At 50.9% G+C, this 20,482-nt stretch carries 12 protein-coding genes and 1 pseudogene; 10 read left to right on the top strand and 3 right to left on the bottom strand.

Annotation, left to right across the window (positions count from 1 at the left end; translation table 11 throughout):
- Positions 1-188: 188 nt before the first annotated feature.
- Both DWX62_RS03770 and DWX62_RS03765 read left to right on the top strand, forming a co-directional pair.
- Positions 189-1,604: a calcineurin-like phosphoesterase family protein gene (locus DWX62_RS03770; protein WP_005833924.1), complete on the top strand. Its 1,416-nt coding sequence runs from the start codon at positions 189-191 to the stop codon at positions 1,602-1,604.
- A 106-nt stretch (positions 1,605-1,710) separates the two neighbouring features.
- Positions 1,711-2,334, top strand: coding sequence for an HD domain-containing protein (locus tag DWX62_RS03765; protein ID WP_005833925.1), 624 nt, complete (start codon positions 1,711-1,713; stop codon positions 2,332-2,334).
- Between the two features lie 270 nt (positions 2,335-2,604).
- On the opposite strand, the gene DWX62_RS03760 is transcribed toward DWX62_RS03765, so the two are convergent.
- Positions 2,605-4,221 (bottom strand): family 43 glycosylhydrolase, encoded by a 1,617-nt coding sequence (locus DWX62_RS03760; protein WP_120172591.1) that lies wholly within the window; start codon positions 4,219-4,221, stop codon positions 2,605-2,607.
- 252 nt (positions 4,222-4,473) lie between these two features.
- Here DWX62_RS03760 and ychF point away from each other — a divergent pair, with 252 nt between their 5' ends.
- The 6 genes from ychF (at position 4,474) to DWX62_RS03730 (ending at position 13,133) form a co-directional block, all read left to right on the top strand.
- The gene (gene ychF, locus DWX62_RS03755) at positions 4,474-5,577 is read left to right on the top strand and encodes a redox-regulated ATPase YchF (protein WP_057097379.1); all 1,104 of its coding nucleotides are present in this window, start codon (positions 4,474-4,476) and stop codon (positions 5,575-5,577) included.
- A gap of 77 nt (positions 5,578-5,654) precedes the next feature.
- Entirely contained in the window at positions 5,655-6,467 is an 813-nt protein-coding gene (locus DWX62_RS03750) for a carboxypeptidase-like regulatory domain-containing protein (protein ID WP_120172590.1), read from the top strand.
- Positions 6,468-6,481: 14 nt separating this feature from the next.
- Complete coding sequence (locus DWX62_RS03745; RefSeq protein ID WP_005824862.1) at positions 6,482-7,402, top strand: ketopantoate reductase family protein; 921 nt, start codon at positions 6,482-6,484, stop codon at positions 7,400-7,402.
- 86 nt (positions 7,403-7,488) lie between these two features.
- Positions 7,489-8,394, top strand: a complete 906-nt coding sequence (gene lgt / locus DWX62_RS03740) for a prolipoprotein diacylglyceryl transferase (protein ID WP_117945469.1) — start codon at positions 7,489-7,491, stop codon at positions 8,392-8,394.
- 101 nt (positions 8,395-8,495) lie between these two features.
- Positions 8,496-10,832, top strand: coding sequence for an alpha-xylosidase (locus DWX62_RS03735; RefSeq protein ID WP_120172589.1), 2,337 nt, complete (start codon positions 8,496-8,498; stop codon positions 10,830-10,832).
- 123 nt (positions 10,833-10,955) lie between these two features.
- Complete coding sequence (locus tag DWX62_RS03730; RefSeq protein WP_120172588.1) at positions 10,956-13,133, top strand: glycoside hydrolase family 3 C-terminal domain-containing protein; 2,178 nt, start codon at positions 10,956-10,958, stop codon at positions 13,131-13,133.
- 167 nt (positions 13,134-13,300) lie between these two features.
- Here DWX62_RS03730 and mutS read toward each other — a convergent pair whose 3' ends face one another.
- Positions 13,301-15,916 carry a DNA mismatch repair protein MutS gene (mutS, locus tag DWX62_RS03725; RefSeq protein ID WP_008662199.1) on the bottom strand — a complete coding sequence of 872 codons (2,616 nt, stop codon included), beginning with the start codon at positions 15,914-15,916 and terminating at the stop codon, positions 13,301-13,303.
- A gap of 331 nt (positions 15,917-16,247) precedes the next feature.
- Positions 16,248-17,084: an AraC family transcriptional regulator gene (locus DWX62_RS03715; protein ID WP_227212800.1), complete on the bottom strand. Its 837-nt coding sequence runs from the start codon at positions 17,082-17,084 to the stop codon at positions 16,248-16,250.
- Between the two features lie 290 nt (positions 17,085-17,374).
- Here DWX62_RS03715 and DWX62_RS03710 point away from each other — a divergent pair, with 290 nt between their 5' ends.
- Positions 17,375-18,550, top strand: coding sequence for an acyltransferase (locus tag DWX62_RS03710; RefSeq protein WP_057087309.1), 1,176 nt, complete (start codon positions 17,375-17,377; stop codon positions 18,548-18,550).
- A gap of 58 nt (positions 18,551-18,608) precedes the next feature.
- Positions 18,609-20,171 (top strand): annotated as a pseudogene (locus DWX62_RS03705) (glycoside hydrolase family 3 N-terminal domain-containing protein); the annotation flags it as partial.
- Between the last annotated feature and the right edge of the window lie 311 nt (positions 20,172-20,482).

The following is a 20,482-nucleotide window of genomic DNA, read 5'->3' as shown; positions in this document are numbered from 1 at the left end:
TTTTAATTTCGGCTGCAAAAGAATGGATGCTGTATTACAGACTTGTGTCACTTCTGTGATTTTGATATGACACCGGATGAGAGCCCGACATATGTAACTTGAACGTAACCCCATAGAAACGACGAAGTAATTTCACTCACCTATTTTTGCTCTCAATTCAAACAACAAATAATTGAAAGAGAAAAGCAATGAACAAAAAGAACATTTTTTACGCCGCATTGCTGCTTATGGCAATAGGGGCAGAAGCTAAAGAGATTAAAGGCAAAGTCATGGCCGACGGCAAGGGGCTGGCCAAAGTTGTAGTAACCGATGGCACCGCATTCGCTCTTACCAGTGAAGACGGAAGCTATATGATTGATGCTGATGAGAAGGCCCACTTTATCTATGTAGTGACACCTTCAGGCTATATGGCTCCTTGCAACGGGGGTACTCCCGTCTTCTATAAGACTCTGAACGAGAACAGCCACGATTTCCAGCTCCATCGCTGGGGAACAGTAGGAGGCAAATACGCCATGATGGCAGCAGCCGATACACAACCGCGCGGAGAGAACGCATTCCATCGGCTTGAAACGGAAGCTTTCCCCGACCTCAAGCAAGTGGGCTTTGAATATATGAGCCAGAATATTCCTGCTTTCGCCATCTTCTTGGGCGACATCTTATGGGATAACCTGGAAATGTTTCCCCACATCAAGCAAGAGATAGCAAAGATCCAAATTCCCATCTATCCGGTTATCGGCAACCACGACCACGACAAGGAGGTGAGCGACGATGATGCCAGTGCACATCTTTATCGGCATTTCTTTGGACCCACTTACTATGCGTTCAATGCTGGAAAAGACTATTATATCGTTTTGGACAATATCCTTTATAAAGGAAACAAGAAGTATGAAGTGGGGCTCAATGATCAGCAGCTCAATTGGGTGAAGAGCTATCTGCAGTACGTCCCCAAAGGGGCTCATCTGTTTGTTTGCATGCATGCTCCGGCATACTTCTATAACGAGAACTACAAGTTGGGACGCGTAGCCGAGTTACTCGACCTTTTCGAGGGTTATAAGGTAGATATTCTCAGTGGTCACACTCATGTACAATGCAACACACAAATCAGAAACAACATTCGTGAGTACAATATCGCCTCCATCGGAGGCGCGTGGTGGTTATGGGACGGCATCTATAGCAAAGACGGTACCCCTATTGGCTACCAAGTATTCGAATCCGGCAAGAACGGAATTGCAAATTATTTCAAGTCATTAGGACATGACCGTGACTATCAGTTCCGTTACTATCCCGTGGGTACAGTACCCGGCCATGAAGACGAACTCTGCGTCAAGGTATGGAATTGGGATAACCGCTGGAAAGTGGAATACTACGAAGACGGGAAGTTGAAAGGCGAAATGAAGCAGTATAAAGGCATGGATCCTGATTATGATTTCTTCCTGCAGCGCAAAGCTGTCACAGAGGGAAAGGATATGAAGGAACGTGGTCGCCAAGCTAACAAGAATGCTTATTTCTTTTTCTCTACAAAACCGAGCGATAAAGCAAAGAAAATAAAAATCGTGGTGACTGACGCCAACGGGAAAAGCTACGAGCAGTCTTTGGAACATTAAGTAAACAGACAGATAGTAATCGGTACCTGATTATGAGCCATTCCCTGCTCCTCGTTATTCAGCTATCGGTTATTATTCGTACCTTTACCCGAAAAAGGAATGCCACATGATACCCAAGCCCCTCATTACCTACATCGAGACAGCAATCATCCCCCGTTACAAGGAGTTTGACAAAGCACACAACCTCTCACACGTCCGCACCGTCATCGAAGAAAGCCTTGCCCTCGCCCGGCAATATCCCGAAGCGGACGAACGCCTGGCATACGTCATTGCCGCCTACCATGACACGGGACTGTGCCGCGACCGCGCCACCCACCACCTTGTCTCCGGCGAGATACTGATGGCGGACTCCACCCTGCGGCAATGGTTCTCCGACACGGAAATCCTCCTCATGAAAGAAGCCGTAGAGGACCACCGCGCCTCTACAGACCACGAACCTCGTAGCATCTACGGCAAGATTGTTGCCGAAGCGGACCGTATCATCGACCCGGACATCACCCTGCGCCGCACCGTGCAGTACGGATTGAAACAGAATCCTGCCGCCGACAAGGAGTGGCACTACCAGCGGTTCCATCAGCATCTCATGGCAAAATATGCACCCGGCGGTTATCTGAAGCTCTGGTTTCCCGAGGGCAAGAATGCGGAACAGCTGAAGAAGCTCCAAGCCATTATCGCAGACGAAGGACAGCTGCGGCAAGTTTTCAACCGAATATTCGAGGAGGAAAAGTAATAGCGGTATCAATGAAGCATATGCCCCATTTCATTTCCGACTATGGAAACGGTTTGTTTCCTATAATGGAACAGAGTGTTCTCTATAAGGAAACAAAGTGTTTCCTATAACGGAACAAATCGTTTTATCCCGTCGAAACAAGTCGTTTCATACAAGAGAAACAATCTGTTCCGACGGGGTGTAACAAAGTGTTCAGTACTGTGAACTAATACAATAGCTCTATTTAGAAGGTCTCACAAGATAAGTATCCGCCTCCATAAGTATAAAGACTTATGGGCGTGGCAACATGAGGAAATCATAAAACTCACAGATGGACTGGCCTTCGGTTTCTGATTCGAAGACAAAGAAGAGCGGCTGCTTTCCCTTATGCAGCTTTGCCGGAATAGAGAGCGAAGCATAGAACTCCCTGCAAGTGCTGCCAGCCTTCACATTCACAAGTCCTATCTCTACACCGCCTTTTGTTGTCCAAGGGCTACCCAGCATGATGCGGATGCGCCCGTCGGTATCTTCAGCCTTCAACCTTAACTGCATCTGCAAAGACTTATCTCGCGGAACGGCATTCATATTCAAGTATTTATATCCTACAATCGACCCACTTGTGTTATTCACCACCGGAGCGAACGGGATTTTGTGGTTGTTATCGCCGGCATAGGGATTATTATCCCGGTACACAGGCCGGATATAAGACCCCGTATACACATAATGGGGATAGACCTCTTTGATTCCTCCGGGATTGGTGTGCCAACAAGCCAGCCCGGCCGAGATGCGCTGCATAGGATTGAGCCCTTCAAGAAGGAAGCCTTCAGAATTGAACTCTCCGCGTGAAATCACGACTTTCCCGCCTTTTCCTTTTTCCACCTTTACATCAATGGCCGACACCATAGCTTGGCGTGCATAGCAATCGGTACCTATCTGGCGATGATAGAACACGTACCATTGCTCACCTATCTTGCAGATACTGCCATGCGTATTTCCACCGGGCATGGCCGAAGCTATCACATTGCCTTTTTCATCATATTCGCGCGCCCGCGCATCGATGATTGTCCCACCATAAGTCCACGGGCCCAAGGGATGCTCGCTGTAGGCATAGGCCAACGTATAGTTGCTGGCGTTGGGCAGGCCATCTTCACCCTCAGCGGTAGTACGGCTATAGATAAACACATATTTATCCTCAATCTTGCGGATAGAAGATGCCTCAAAGAAGCGGAATATACCTTCCTGCCGATAGCCTGAAATCATGTTCTCCACCACTTCGGTACCCGGCTTTACCGTGCACATGGTAGCAGGGTCCAACTCCGCGCCATGCGAAATGCCAAATCCCCAATAACCATACACACGTCCATCATCATCGACAAACACTGCGGGGTCGAATCCCAAACAACCGAAAGTCTCGCGAGGACGCTCCTTATGCCAGTTGCATACCGTAAACGGGCCATCGGGACGGTCGCTTTTGGCAATCATGGAATTGCGTCCACCACCTTGATTATTCGGAAAGAGGTAGTAAGTTTTCTTACCATCGGCATCGGTAGTTACTGTCACGTCAGGGGCAAAAAGCACGTCGTCGGTTCCATCAGCATTCAGTTTATACAGTTCGGGCGACTCATTGACTTTAAATATCACGCCGTCATATCTCCAACGGGTCAGGTCCTCTACGGGTGCCGACCACACCACCTGGTCACGTCCGCAATACATCCACTTGAGATTATCGTGCGAACCATAAATATAAAGACGGTACTTGCCGGGACAGTCAGGATCCTCAAACACATAGGGCTCACCATCAGGAATAAATTCCCAAAGCGGCAGATAAGGATTCTGTGCAGATAATGTAAAAGACAGACCGATGAGACATGAGAAAATCATCAGAATTTTTCTTACTTTGTTTTTCATAATCGCATTGATTTATAGAATGATACTTAAATTTATAATTGCGACAAAACTATCAATTTATCATTTTACTCTCGTGCTTTTAATGCAAATTAACATACCCACTTTCCCCGGTAAGTACTATCTTTGCTTAAAAAAGTGAAGATAGGCTGCACCTCAGCATAAAAAATGAACGCGTTCATTTCATTCTGCCTTCGGTTTGCACTATCTTTGCATCCAATTAACTGAACAATAACTAAAAAACAAGATAACACTATGGCATTAAAAGCTGGTATCGTGGGCCTTCCCAACGTAGGAAAATCCACTCTTTTCAACTGCTTGAGCAGCGCAAAGGCACAAGCGGCAAACTTCCCGTTCTGTACAATCGACGCCCAAATGGGGCAAGTGTCCGTACCCGACGAACGACTGACGAAGCTCGCCGAGCTGGTTCACCCGGGGCGTATCGTACCCGCCGTGTGCGACATCGTAGACATTGCCGGACTGGTGAAGGGCGCCAGCAAAGGTGAAGGACTCGGCAACCAGTTCCTGGGCAACATCCGCGAGTGCGACGCCATCATCCACGTGCTGCGCTGCTTCGACAATGGCAACATCGTCCACGTGGACGGCTCGGTGAACCCCGTACGCGACAAGGAAATCATCGACACAGAGCTGCAACTGAAAGACCTCGAAACCGTGGAAAACCGCATCAAGCGCGTAGAGAAAATAGCCAAGGTGGGTGGCGACAAGGCTGCAAAGATAGAGTACGAACTCCTGCTCCGCTACAAGGATGCCCTGGAACAAGGACAAAGCGCCCGCACCGTCATCCCGCAGAACGACGACGAGGAACAATGCGCCAAGCAGATGTTCCTGCTTACTACCAAACCTGTGCTCTACGTCTGCAACGTGGATGACGTCAGTGCCGCCGGCGGCAACCAGTACGTAGAGCAGGTGCGCGAAGCCATCAAGGGCGAGGATGCCGAACTTATCATCATCTCCGCCCAGACCGAGGCCGATATTGCCGAACTGGAGACATACGAGGAAAAACAGATGTTCCTCGAAGACCTGGGACTGAAAGAGAGCGGTTGCAACCGTTTGATTAAAGCTATCTACAGCCTGCTGAACCTCGAAACCTTCATCACTGCCGGAGAGATGGAAGTAAAGGCATGGACCTATCGCAAGGGATGGAAAGCACCGCAATGCGCCGGCGTTATCCATACGGATTTCGAGAAAGGGTTTATCCGGGCAGAGGTCATCAAGTATGAGGATTATATCAAGTATGGCAGCGAAGCAGCCGTGCGCGAAGCCGGAAAGTTGGGTGTGGAAGGTAAGGAATACGTGGTGCAGGATGGGGACATCATGCACTTCAGGTTCAATGTGTAATGATATTCATTCCAGATGGCAATGTACTTTCTTTGTACATTGCCATTTTCTAATAAACTCCATACAATAACAATACTGTGAAACAGATTATCTTCCTTTTATTCTTATTGTCCTGTACTGCCGTTTATGCACAACAGCAAGACTCGGTAACCATTCACGGACGGGTGACTGATTACAACGGACAGCCGATAGACAGTGCCAGCGTCTGGTGGCAAAACCCGCAGTTCAATGACATCATAGAAGCCATAACCGACAAAGACGGGCATTACACGGCCCGTATACCCAAAGGGAAATATCAAAGTGCAGCCTCTATTTATCTGCCCTCCTATGCGCACATTGCCATGAAAAGCGGGCTGCCCGAGACTGAACACCGCCTGGAGTTCTGGGCCTGGGATTTCATCGCCGACCGCGACACTACACTCGACATACGTTATCATCGTATGGAAGCTTATGGCCTGCGTGCTTTCCGCATCCCCGGAGCCATGCCTACTTATCAGATATACGTCCGTCCCATGAGCTTGACACGTACCTACCAATGGATGAAAGAAACAAAGCCCGAGTCATTGGTACACGGTGAAAACCTGAGTGACATTGAGCAACAAGAACAAGACAAAGAAGCCAGAGAATGCCAGATGGCTCCCCGCCCCGGGCAACTGAAAGTCACCGTCTGGATAGACGGCGAGAAAGTCCCCGTGCTGATGAAGCAGGAAATAAAAGAATATTTCGACAGCAACGAATATGGCAACGCCTATCTATTGACAGTAGACATGCCCAAGCATCCCAGAAAAGACCTTCCCTACCGTATCTTCAAAGTAGAGCTGGAAGACATGGAGAACGGTGACCGGGGCGAAGGGCTTTACTATATGGAAAAGGAAAACTACGTTCAATAAACCATACACAACAAATGGCAAACAGTAATCTGAAATACCTCATAGCAGGTACCGGCGGCGTAGGCGGAAGCATCGCCGCCTTTCTTTCATTATCCGGCAAAGACGTCACTTGCATTGCACGTGGCGAACACCTTGCCGCCATACGCGGGAACGGTCTGCAACTGCACTCCGATTTGAAAGGTGAACATTGTCTGAAAGTGGCGGCATTTACCGCAGAAGAATTCCAAGGCAAAGCGGATGTTATCTTCGTCTGCGTCAAAGGTTATTCCGTAGACTCCATTACGGAACTCATCAAACGTGCCTCACACGAGCGTACAGTGGTAATCCCCATCCTGAATGTTTACGGAACCGGTCCCCGTATCCAGCGGTTGGTCCCCGGCGTCACGGTGCTCGACGGCTGCATCTACATCGTAGGATTCGTATCCGGACGGGGAGAAATCACGCAGATGGGAAAGATTTTCCGGCTCGTCTACGGAGCACACCGCAGCACGATTGTTTCCCGTGAAACATTGGAAGCCGTGCAACGCGATTTGCAGGAAAGCGGCATCAAAGCCGACATCTCCGACGACATCGACCGGGACACATTCGTCAAGTGGTCGTTCATCTCCGCTATGGCAGTCACCGGAGCCTACTATGACGTGCCTATGGGCGAAGTACAGAAACCGGGGAAGGTGCGCGATACCTTCATCGGACTGTCACAAGAGAGCGCAGCTTTGGGCCGAAAATTGGGTATAGAATTCAAGGAAGACATCGTGGAGTACAACCTCAAAGTAATAGACAAACTCGCCCCTGAAAGTACCGCCTCCATGCAGAAAGATATGGCCAAAGGACATCAGAGCGAAGTACAAGGCTTGTTGTTCGACATGATTACGGCTGCAGAGGAACAAGGGATTGAGGTGCTGACGTATAGGATGGTGGCGGAGAAATTCAAATAAACTGCCACGATGAACTGCCAAACGAGATAATTTCATACCTTTGTCCCGAACAACCCCGTAATTCAGTAATTTAATTCTTCATAAATATGTTATCATTACTCACCATCAACTGGAATCCCGACCCCGAACTGTTCAAGTTCTTCGGCATATCCATCCGCTACTACGGACTGTTATGGATTATCGGTCTTGCTCTTGCCTACTTCATCGTGCAACGCCAGTATAGCGACCGCAGAATAGACGAAAAGAAATTCGAACCTCTCTTCTTCTATTGCTTCTTCGGCATACTGATAGGCGCACGACTGGGCCACTGCATATTCTACGACTGGGCCTACTACCAGGACCATTTCCTCGAGATGATTCTCCCCATAAAAATCCTGCCGGACGGCAGTTGGAAGATGACGGGCTACACCGGCCTTGCCAGCCACGGCGGCACGCTGGGCCTGATTATCGCCCTTTGGATGTACTGCCGCAAGACGAAGATGCACTACATGGACGTGCTCGACATGATAGCTGTTGCCACTCCCATCACCGCCTGCTGCATCCGCCTTGCCAACCTGATGAACTCCGAAATCATCGGCAAACCGACCGACATGCCCTGGGCATTCATCTTTGAACGCGAAGACATGCTGCCCCGCCATCCGGCACAGCTCTACGAAGCCATCGCCTACTTCATCTTCTTCCTGGGGATGGTCTGGCTATACAAACGCGGACAGAAGAAACAAGAGACCAAGCTCGAAACAGATTTCAGCACCACCAAGCGGAAATCAACCACCGTGCAGGCCGAAGCCTCCCTGCCCTATCACCGCGGTTTCTTCTTCGGACTCTGCCTGACGGAGATTTTCACCTTCCGTTTCTTCATCGAGTTCCTGAAAGAAAACCAGGTGAACTTTGAGGACAGCATGACGCTGAACATGGGCCAGTGGCTCAGTATCCCGTTTGTGATTATCGGGGTATATTTCATGTGTTTCTACGGGAAGAAAGCTTCCAAATAAACATTTCAGCCCTACATAAGCAACATACCCACCCCTTTCATCTGTGTGGATTTCTCTACTTTTACGGCATCGAAACAGTAACCGTAAATCATATATTTATCATGAAAGAGAGACAACTGATGAAAGGGGCAGCTTTTATGCTGCTGGCAGCAACTGCCACCCCGCCTGCGCATGCCCAACTGAAAACAAATGCCGGCGTGCAATACCTGCTTTCCCAGTCGAAAGACATGAGCCAGGATTTTCTGGACCTCAGCAACACCTATTTCTTCGCCGACAGCCTGGTATCGTTCGACACCTCCACCGGCAAGGGGACTGTCCAGTGGAAACGCCAGCAACTGATGCCCCGCCAGGCATTCAATGCAAACACCTACCTGCACCAGCCCCTCCAGTCGCTGGACTTCCCGGAGACGGCCTACGACAACAATCCACAACTGACGTTCACCGTCGAACCGGTCAGCGAACGTACCCTCCGCATCCATATGCTTACCTCGCCCATCGTACCGAAAGAAGATGCCGATGACCCCATGCTCATAGGAAAGCCTGCCGACGGACGCTCCTTCTGGAAAGCCGAGAAGACGGATAAAGGTACCCTGTACACCTCCCGATACGGCAGCCTGCTCATCGAGAATTACCCCTGGCGCCTGGTGCTGAAAGATGCCGACGGACGCCTGCTGACACAGACTCGTTGCTGGAGCGACAACGACTCCACACAGGTCAAGGTACCTCCATTCAGCTTCATCAAGCGCGGCTCGGACAACTCACGCAGCATCAATCCCGTATTCAGCCTCGCGCCAAACGAGAAAATCTACGGTTGCGGCGAGTCCGCCACCGCACTGAACAAGGCCGGGCAGAAGGTCAACCTCTTTGTCACCGACCCGCAGGGCCCCGAAACCCCGGACATGTACAAGCCTATCCCCTTCTTTTTCAGTAACCGCGGCTATGGCATGTTTATGCACACTTCCGCCCCCGTGACCTGCGACTTCGGCTGCTCCTACATCGGAGCCACCAAACTCTTTATGGCAGACGAAGCGATGGACATCTTCATCTTCCTGGGTTCGCCGAAGGAGATGCTGAGCGAATACACCGCACTGGTAGGACGGCCCGAAATGCCCCCCTTGTGGAGCTTCGGCACCTGGATGAGCCGCATCACCTACTTCAGCGAAGCAGAGGGCCGCGATGTAGCCCGGAAACTGCGTGAGAACAAGATACCGAGCGATGTCATCCACTTCGATACCGGCTGGTTCGGCGTGGACTGGCAATGCGACTACGCCTTTGCCGCCGACCGCTTCGACAATCCCCGGCAGATGCTCACCGACCTAAGGTCACAAGGCTTCCGCACCTGCCTCTGGCAACTCCCCTACTTCACTCCGAAAAACAAGTTCTTCCCCGAGCTGGTGGAACGCGGTCTGTACGTACGCAACGGTAAGGGGCAGCTCCCCTACGAGGACGTGGTGCTGGACTTCACCAACCCCGAAACCGTGAAGTGGTATCAGGAAAAACTCGGCAATCTGATTGAAATGGGTGTAGGCGCCATCAAAGTAGACTTCGGCGAAGGTGCCCCGCTGGATGCCATCTATGCCAACGGCCGTAGCGGACTGTACGAACACAACCTCTACCCGCTGCGCTACAACAAAACCGTGGCCGACATCATCAAGAAGCTGCACGGCGAAAACATCATCTGGGCACGCTCTGCATGGGCAGGCTCACAACGCTATCCATTGCACTGGGGCGGTGACGCCGCAACCACCGAAACCGGTTTCGAGGGAACCATCCGCAGCGGCCTCTCCATCGGACTGAGCGGATTCTGCTTCTGGAGCAATGACATAGGCGGCTTCGTGACCCAAAGCCCCGAAAGCCTCTACCGCCGCTGGCTGCCCTTCGGCTTCCTCACCAGCCACAGCCGCGTGCACGGAGCACCTCCCACCGAGCCGTGGTACTACGGGAAAGAGTTCACAGACTATTTCCGCCGTTGTGCCGAACTGAAGTACAAACTGATGCCCTACGTATATGCACAATCCAAAGAGTGCACCGAAAACGGCTGGCCGATGCTCCGCGCCCTGCTGCTGGAGTATCCCGACGACCCGGGTGCATGGCTGGTAGAGGACGAGTACATGTTCGGTTCCAATCTCCTCGTGGCACCCATGCTCGAAGAGGGCAGCGGACGGGATGTCTACCTCCCCGGACGGCAGAAATGGATAGACTACCAGACCGGAAAGGTGTATGCTCCGGGATGGAACCATATCGAGTGCGGCACCCTGCCTATCGTCATTCTTGTAAAGGACGGTTCGGCCATCCCCCATATCCCCGTGGCACAATGCACAGACCAGATGAAATGGGACAAGATTACGTGGAAGAAGTATCTGGCAGACGAAAAGAAAGCTGAAGGATTGCTCTGCCTGCCGCAGGACGGACGGTTACAACGGATATCCATCCCATAATCCTCTATCCTTTCATGTATGAGATGCATATCTCGTGCAGACAAAAGGTATAGATTGAGATAACAACCAAGAATGTTTGTTATGACAACCCACTACATTGAATCCATTAAACCCTAATGAACCATGAGAAACAAGTCACTACTCCTCATTTTCTCTCTGCTGCTTTGCCTGCAGACAAGCGCACAACAAACACAAGCCTTCCAAGATACCACGCTCACCGACGAACAGCGCGTGGACCATCTTCTTTCCATCCTGACATTGGATGAAAAGATAAACCTTCTTTCCACCGACCTCGGTGTCCCCCGCCTCAACATTCCCCGTTGCGGACACTACGAAGGACTGCACGGGCTGACCCTCGGCGGGCCTGCCATGTGGGGCGGACGCCAAAGAACGGAAGACGGGAAAGTAGTCCCCACAGACTGCCCCACCACCATATTCCCCCAATCCTACGGTCTGGGCTCCACATGGGACACCGATTTGGTGCAGAAAGTAGCGGAACAAGCTGCTGAAGAAGCCCGCTACTACATGCAGACCACCGGCAACAAGCGTCATGCCCTCGTGATGCGCGCTCCGAATGCCGACCTTGCCCGCGACCCGCGCTGGGGACGTACCGAGGAGAGTTTCGGAGAAGATGCTTTCCTCACCGCCCAACTCACCATTGCCAGCGTACGCGGCCTGCAAGGCAATCATCCCCGCTACTGGAAAACTGCCTCTCTGATGAAACACTTCCTTGCTAATAGTAACGAGGACGGACGGGACAGCACTTCCTCCGACTTCGACACGCGGCTGTTCCATGAATACTACGCTTATCCTTTCTATAAAGGCATCACCGAGGGAGGCAGCCGTGCCTTCATGGCAGCCTACAACAGTTGGAACAGCATCCCCATGTCCATCCATCCCTGCCTCGAAGAGATTACCCGCAAGCAGTGGGGCAACAACGGTATCATCTGTACGGACGGTGGTGCCCTGAAACTGCTGATTGAAGCGCACAAGAGTTTTCCGAGCTTTGCGGAGGGCGCCGCTGCCGTAGTAAAAGCCACCACAGGACAGTTTCTCGACGTATACGTTCCTTACGTCAAGGAAGCGCTGGAAAAGGGATTGCTGACCGAAGCCGACATCGACAAGGCTATCCGCGGGAACATCTTCGTCGCCCTCAAGCTCGGCTTGCTGGACGGGGACCACTCCCGTAACCCTTATCTCTCCATCGGAAAGGACAGTACGCAGGCACCGCCTTTCATGACAGCAGAAGCCCGCAGGCTGGCACGGGAAGTCACCGCCAAGTCTGTGGTGTTATTGAAAAACAAGAATCTCCTGCCACTCGATGCCGGAAAGCTGCGTAAAATAGCCGTTATAGGCCCGTATTCGGACAAAATCGTGCAAGACTGGTATAGTGGTACCCCGCCTTACGAAACAACGATTCTGAGCGGCATACGCAATGCTGTAAAGGAAGATACCGAAGTCATCCACGCCGAAGACAACCGCATGGGCCAGGCGGAAAAGGCTGCCGCAGCCGCCGACATCGCCATTGTATGTGTAGGAAACCATCCTTACGGCACACGTGCGGACTGGAAGTTCTCTCCCGTCCCCAGTGACGGCCGCGAAGCCGTGGACCGCAAATCGCTGATGCTGCCCGATGAAGACTTGGTGAAGCTGGTGCTCAAAGCCAATCCCAATACCATACTAGTGCTCGTCAGCAGTTTCCCCTATACCATCAACTGGAGCCAGGAGCACGTGCCTGCCATCGTCCACATCACCCACTGCAGCCAGGAGCAGGGCAACGGACTGGCCGACGTACTCTTTGGCAAGGTAAATCCAGCCGGACGTACCGTACAGACGTGGGTGAAAGACATCATCGACCTGCCCGACATGATGGACTACGACATCCGCAACGGACGTACGTATATGTACCACCAAGGCCCTGTGCTCTATCCTTTCGGCTATGGTCTGAGCTATTCCGACTTTACGTACGAGAAGATTGAATCCGTCAAGCAAGACAAGAAGAACATCCGCGTGACGGTATCAGTGAAGAATACCAGCGGACGCGACGGAGAAGAAGTCGTACAGCTCTATGCCAGCTATCCGAACTCCAAAGTGGAACGTCCTTCCAAGCAGTTGCGCGCCTTCAAGCGTATCCCCATCAAGGCCGGCGAAACCCGGGAAGTGACGCTTACCGTTCCCAAAGAGGAGCTCGGCTATTGGAACGAAGGAAAGCAGATGTTCGTTGTAGAACCCGGAACGGTGAAGCTGCTGATAGGGGCTTCATCGGAAGATATACGGTTGGAGGGAAAAGTCAAACTATAAGAAACCAGCCGTGTTTTGAAACAATCCGGATGAGGATGCGTCGAAACTGGTATTCACCACCGATTACACAGATTTACACAGATAAGCATCTTTGATTATCAGTAGATTAAGCTCATTCTGTGTTAATCCGTGTAATCTGTGGTGAATTTTGACACACCCCTATCCGGTTATTTCCCTTTCACTATCCTCTTTATATCATTCAGCTTGTTCAGTGCCTCCAGCGGCGTCAGGTTATTCACATCCAGATTCAGTATCTCATCGCGTATCTGGCACAACACCGGGTCGTCGAGCTGGAAGAAGCTGAGTTGCATGCCGCCGCGTGTCTCTCCCACTTCCACCATCGGTTTGCTGGAAATCCCCTGCTGGCGGTTGTCTGTTTCCAGTTGTTTCAGAATGTCATTGGCACGCTTCACGATGCTTTTGGGCATACCCGCCATTTTGGCTACATGAATACCGAAGGAGTGTTCGCTACCGCCGCGCTCCAATTTGCGCAAGAAGATGACTTTGTTATCTATCTCCTTCACCGAAACGTTGTAGTTCTTTATACGCTTGAAGCTCTTCTCCATCTCATTCAGCTCATGGTAGTGCGTGGCAAACAAGGTTCGGGCTTTTGCCTTGGGATGCTCGTGTATATGCTCCACAATCGCCCAGGCGATGGAAATACCATCATATGTAGAAGTACCGCGCCCCAGCTCGTCGAACAGCACCAGGCTGCGGGGAGAAAGGTTGTTCAGGATATCCGCCGCCTCGTTCATCTCCACCATAAAGGTAGACTCGCCCACGGAAATATTATCGCTGGCACCCACACGGGTGAATATCTTATCCACCAACCCGATATGGGCACTCTCCGCAGGCACAAAACTGCCGATTTGAGCCAGCAGCGTAATCAGCGCCGTCTGCCTCAGCAAAGCAGACTTACCCGCCATGTTGGGACCCGTAATGATGATAATCTGCTGCGTCTGGCTATCCAGCATCACATCATTGGCAATATACTTCTCGCCGATGGGGAGCTGCTTCTCAATCACCGGGTGGCGTCCCTGGCAGATTTCCAGCACATCGTCGTCGGCAATGACGGGGCGTATATAGTTGTTCTCGCGCGCTGCCGTGGCAAAGGAGAGTAGGCAGTCCAGACGCGCTATCTGGTTCGCATTGATTTGAATGGCGGGGATGAACTCGCTCAATGATTGCACCAATTCTGCATAGAGTTGTGTTTCCAGTACCAGTATCTTGTCCTCCGCACCGAGAATCTTCTCCTCGTACTCCTTCAATTCCTGGGTAATGTAGCGTTCGGCATTGGCAAGGGTCTGCTTGCGTATCCACTCTGCCGGCACTTTGTCCTTATGCGTGTTGCGCACTTCGATGTAATAACCGAAGACATTGTTGTAGCCTATCTTCAAGCTGGGAATCTCCGTCAGCTCACTCTCGCGCTGCTGTATCTGCAACAGATAATCCTTACCGGAGTAGGCTATCTGGCGCAACTCGTCCAACTCGGCACTAACACCGGACTTGATGACACCGCCCTTATTAATCAGCAACGGCGGGTCATTGTCTATCTCCCGGTCTATGCGGTCGCGGATGGACTGGCAGATGTTCAACTGCTCGCCTATATGATTCAAGCTGGCATTATCGGCATCCATGCAAGCCGCTTTGATGGGTTCTATCGCCTGCAAAGCCACCTTCAGCGCCACTACCTCACGCGGAGAGACACGGCCTACCGCCACTTTGGAGATGATGCGCTCCAAGTCACCTATCAAATGCAGCTGCTCCTCTATCAACTCCTTGAAATCGGGCTGGCGGAAGAAGTATTCCACTACATTCAGCCGTTCGTTAATCGGCTGCACGTCCTTCAACGGGAATACCAGCCAGCGTTTCAGCAGGCGGGCACCCATCGGGCTGATGGTCTTGTCTATCACATTCAGCAGACTGCTACCGCCGTCGTTCATCGACCCCATCAGCTCCAGGCTGCGCACCGTGAACTTATCCAGGCGGACATACTTATCCTCCTCGATGCGTGCCAGCGAAGTGACATGCCCTATCTGCGTATGCTGCGTCATGATGAGGTATTGCAGGATGGCTCCCGAAGCGATGATACCGTTCTTGAGATGCTCCACACCGAAGCCTTTCAAGTTCTTCACCTCGAAATGCTTCAGCAGCTTTTCGCGGGCAGATGTCTCGGTAAACACCCAGTCGTCCAACTCGAAGGTGAAGAACTTGCTGCCGAAGTTTCCTTCGAACATCAGCCGCTTGCCACGCTCGAAAAGCACCTCTTTGGGGGCAAAGTTGTTCAGCAGCTTGTCCACATAGTCGAAAGGTCCTTCCGCCGTCAGAAATTCGCCCGTAGATATGTCCAGGAAAGCCACACCGCAGGCACCCTTACCGAAATGCACGGCAGCCAGGAAGTTGTTCTCCCGGTAGTTCAGCACATTGTCGTTGATGGAAACTCCCGGCGTCACCAGCTCCGTGATGCCGCGCTTCACCAGTTTCTTCGTCAGCTTCGGGTCCTCCAACTGGTCGCAGATGGCCACGCGCTTGCCGGCACGTATCAGCTTGGGCAGATAGGTGTCGAGTGCATGATGCGGAAAGCCCGCCATTTCGATGGTTTTCCCCTTGCCGTTGGCACGTTTGGTCAAGGTAATACCGAGGATTTCGGACGCGACGACGGCATCGGTGGAATAGGTTTCATAGAAGTCACCACAACGAAACAGCATGACAGCATCGGGATGCTTTGCCTTCAAGTCGAGGAACTGTTTCATCATCGGGGTAAGGACAATATCTTCGTGCATACAAGTCTTTAATTTTTAATTTCCAGGATTTTGAGCCAAGAGAGCAGAAAATCGTCAAGTAAGGCCCAAAACTTAATGTGACAAAGATAATTCTTTTTTAGAAAACAGCTGCGTAGAGGCTTCAAAACCTTAGCAAGCCTTAACAAAGAGACGTATTTTCCTAAAACATGTTATAAAACAGCCTTTTTTATTTGCTTTATTTGGAGATAAGCAAAAAGTCCGTACCTTTGCAATGTGTTTTTCATAGTATTAGATTTAAGGTTAACAAAGGTTGGAGTACAGCGGTACTCCTTTTTTTATACCCACACCTTTCGTATCTTCCCCTTTTCCCTTACAAAAAGACATATTCACTCGGCGAAACGCCCTTCATCTTCTTGAAAACCCGGTTGAAATAAGGAACATTGTTGAATCCCACCTGATAGCAGATTTCTGCTACGGATACCTTTTGTTGTTTCAGCAACCGGCAGGCAAGCTCAATGCGGTATTCATTGAGATAAGTGACGAAAGTCTTCCCCGAGACTTTCTTGAAAAAGATACAGAAAGAAGTGCGGTTCATCCCCACGTGGCGGGCAACGTCATCTAGCGTAATATCCCGCTTGGCGTTACAAACGACGTAGACTTGTATCCTATTCATTCGCTCCCGTTCCGGGTCCATCTTCTGATACTGCCCCACCACACTCTCTTCCTCGCTCCCGGCAAGAATAAGCAGCAGTTTTATCATCAGCGGGATGCGTTCAGCCCTCCCCAAAGGACGCATCTCCTCGAGGACGGAAGCAATAGCCGACGACTTTTCCTTCCCGAACTTCACGGCATCCCTTTTCCGTTTCAGCTTCTCCGTACATTCCTGCAGCTCAGGGAAAGCAACACAGCAGTTGTCAAGAAATTCCCGGCCGAAAGTTATCGTGATATTGGCAATATGCCCCTGCGCATCTGTCACATCATTCTCGAAATACCAGCAATGCGGTATCTCCGGAGGAACTATCACTACTTCCCCACTCCCGAAAGGTTCAGTACGGTCACCTATCAGCCGCATGCCTGAGCCTACGATGATATACGACAACTCCCACGTTGCCTGCTCATGCAGACCTATCTGCTCGCCGGGAGCCAGGCATACATCGTCGAAGGTAAAAGAAGTGTTTTCCGGCCGAGGCACTGCATTATCATTCATAATTTGGGTAAAATATCTCCCTGAAGGGGAGTAAATGCAAATATAAGACAATCCTAATAAACAATAAGAGAAATGCCCGGAGAAATTGCAGACTAACTTTGCCCGCGAAATAAAGTTATGCCGGGAATCCGGATTGTCTGAGGATATGTCAAAATACACACTCGCCACAGATTAACACCGATAAAAGTTCTTGATTATCAGAGCTCCTAAAATAATCTGTGTAATCTGTGGTGAGTCATGACACGTCCGCATTTTAGAAGAATATTAATCTAACAACAAACATAATTCCAATGAAGACAACAACTTATTTAGCATCCAAGCCGCGTTACGAAATACTGGACGGGCTTCGCGGCGTAGCCGCAATAATCGTGGTAGCTTTCCATCTTTTTGAAACCTATTCCGCAGGGCCTGCCCACCAGATTTTGAACCACGGCTACTTGGCCGTGGACTTCTTCTTCGTACTCTCCGGCTTCGTCATCGGTTATGCCTACGACGACCGCTGGGACCGTATGACAACGTGGGACTTCTTCAAGCGACGCTTGGTACGCCTGCACCCCATGGTGATTATGGGTACACTCCTCGGCGCCTCCCTATTCTACTTCAGTGCCTGCTCCGCCTTCCCGATGGTGATGCAAACACCGTGGTGGAACGTGCTGCTGATGACACTCCTGGGCTGCCTTATGTTCCCCACCCCCACTTCATGGGACATCCGGGGCTGGTGGGAAACAAACGCGTTGAACGGCCCCACCTGGTCGCTGATGTGGGAATATATTGCCAATGTGCTCTATGCCCTATTCATCCGCCGCTTCTCCAAACTGGCACTGGGCATATTCGTCGGACTCTCTGCCTGCCTTACGCTCGACGTCACGCTCAACATAGATACCTTTGGGCTTCTTTCATCGCGGGGAGAAGCCGCCTACACCCTCATCGGCGGCTGGAGCCTGACACCCGGCCAGCTCTATATAGGCATTTCACGCCTGCTCTATCCCTTCTTCATGGGTCTGCTGTTGTCTCGCATAGGCAAGCTGGTGAAAGTGAAGAGAGGATTCTACTGGTGTTCCCTGCTGGTGACTGTTATCCTCGTGATGCCGCGCATCGGAGGCGAGACCAGCCAATGGATGAACGGCGTCTACGAAGCCGTAAGCGTGCTCGCCCTCTTTCCGCTGATAGTGGCTATGGGAGCAGGCAGCAACGTCACGGGCAAGCGTTCCGTAGCCCTCTGCAAATTCCTGGGCGAACTATCCTATCCGCTGTACATCACACACTTCCCGCTGATATACATGCAGATAGCCTGGGCACGGAATAACCCCGACGCACCGGCAGGAATGCACTTGTTCATTGCCGTATCCGTCTTTGTACTCTCCATTGCCATTGCATACGCTTGCCTCAAACTGTATGACGAACCGGTACGCGAGTGGCTGAAACAACACTGGTTGATGAAGAAGAATACCAAAACATCCAAATGATTGTTGAACCCAAATACACACTACCATGAATAGAATAAAATCTTTCTTGTTGGCAAGCATGTTTCTCCTGCCAACAATGGCGCAGCAAGCAGCTGCTCCAGCTATTCCACAAGACAAAAAAATAGAGCAGAAAGTGGAAGCCCTACTGAAAAAAATGACCCTTGAAGAGAAAATAGGCCATGAGAGAAATCGGCATACCCTGCATCTATGGACTGGACCAAAATCACGGGACAACCTACACAATGGGTGGAACGCTCTTTCCTCAAAACATCAATGTGGCTGCTTCCTTCAACCGCAACCTGGTCCGTGAAGCCGCACGTATTACTGCCTATGAAACCAAAGCTGGCAGCTGCCCGTGGACTTATTCTCCCACCATCGACCTGGGACGCGATCCCCGCTGGCCACGCATATGGGAGAATTATGGCGAAGACTGCTACGTCAATGCAGAAATGGGGCGGGCTGCCGTACTCGGCTTCCAAGGAGAAGACCCGAACCATATCGGCAAACAAAATATTGCCGTATCGCTAAAGCATTATATGGGCTACAGCGTCCCCTTCACCGGAAAAGACCGTACACCGGTATACATCTCGGCTCAAGACCTTCGTGAGAAACACTTTGCTCCTTTCCTGGCTTGTGTAAAAGCAGGAGCATTATCCGTCATGGCAAGTCAACGGATTGCCCGTACACGCCAATTACAAACTCTTGACCTAATGGCTGAAAGAAGAACTGAACTGGGATGGAGTACTTGTCACGGACTGGGCTGACATCAACAACCTCTGGCGCCGCGAAAAAGTGGCAGCCGACAAGAAAGAAGCCATCAAAATCGCCATCAACGCAGGTATCGACATGGCCATGGAACCTTATGAATGGGATTTCTGTACACTGCTGAAAGAACTTGTACACGAAGGCGAAGTACCCATAAGCCGCATTAATGACGCCACCCGGCGTCACCTACAATGAAAAAGGGGCTTATTGGGCCGAAAACAAGCCGGAAATCGAAAAAGCCGTGAAAGCAGCCACAGAAGTCGATTACATCATCGCCTGCATCGGTGAAAATTCTTATTGTGAAACTCCCGGCAACCTGACTGACCTGACCCTCTCGCGCAATCAGCTCGATTTAGTAAAAGCACTGTCTGCTACGGGAAAACCCGTCATCCTTATACTGAATGAAGGCCGTCCCCGCCTCATCAATGAAATAGAGCCGATGGCAAAGGCCGTAGTAGACATCATTCTGCCGGGAAACTACGGAGGAGACACCCTTGCCAACCTGCTCAGCGGTGATGAAAACTTCAGTGGAAAGCTGCCCTTCACCTATCCGAAAGAAATCAACTCACTCATCAACTACAACTACAAGGTGAGCGAGGAAGTGGAAAAAATGGAAGGGGCCTACGACTATGACGCGGTTGTATCCGTGCAATGGGCTTTTGGATACGGACTAAGCTATACCTGCTTCAGCTATAGCAATCTGAAAGTAAACAAGGCAGACTTCACAGCCGATGACGAGCTTATCTTCACTGTGGACGTAAAAAATACAGGAAGCCGTGCCGGCAAAGAAAGTGTTCTCCTTTTCAACAGTGACCTCATAGCTTCAATGACCCCCGACAGCCTTCGCCTGCGAGCTCCCAATCGGTAGTCTATATTGCCAGTCTCCCATTTACTACATTCCCTATTTAAGCAACAATTCCTGCAATACTGCATTTTAAATTCTTGCTTACTAAAACTTATTCGTCCGACAGCCGTTGAATTATCGTCCGACAGTTGTCGGACGAATCTGCAACAGCTGTCGGACGATAATTCAACAAGTATCGGACGAATAAATCTTAGCAAAGAAAAAGATAGATGGCTTACCGCTTGATTTATTTGTGAGTACCCGCTGGAAAATCCAGTGTAAGCTGCCCCCTAAAACCAAGCGATTCTGCCCCCTTGTGCTAA

Source organism: Bacteroides sp. AF20-13LB, assembly GCF_003603065.1.
GTDB classification, from domain to species: Bacteria; Bacteroidota; Bacteroidia; order Bacteroidales; family Bacteroidaceae; genus Bacteroides; species Bacteroides uniformis.
The sequence above is the reverse complement of the archived record's forward strand: the minus strand, read 5'-3'. Positions and strand labels throughout refer to the sequence as shown.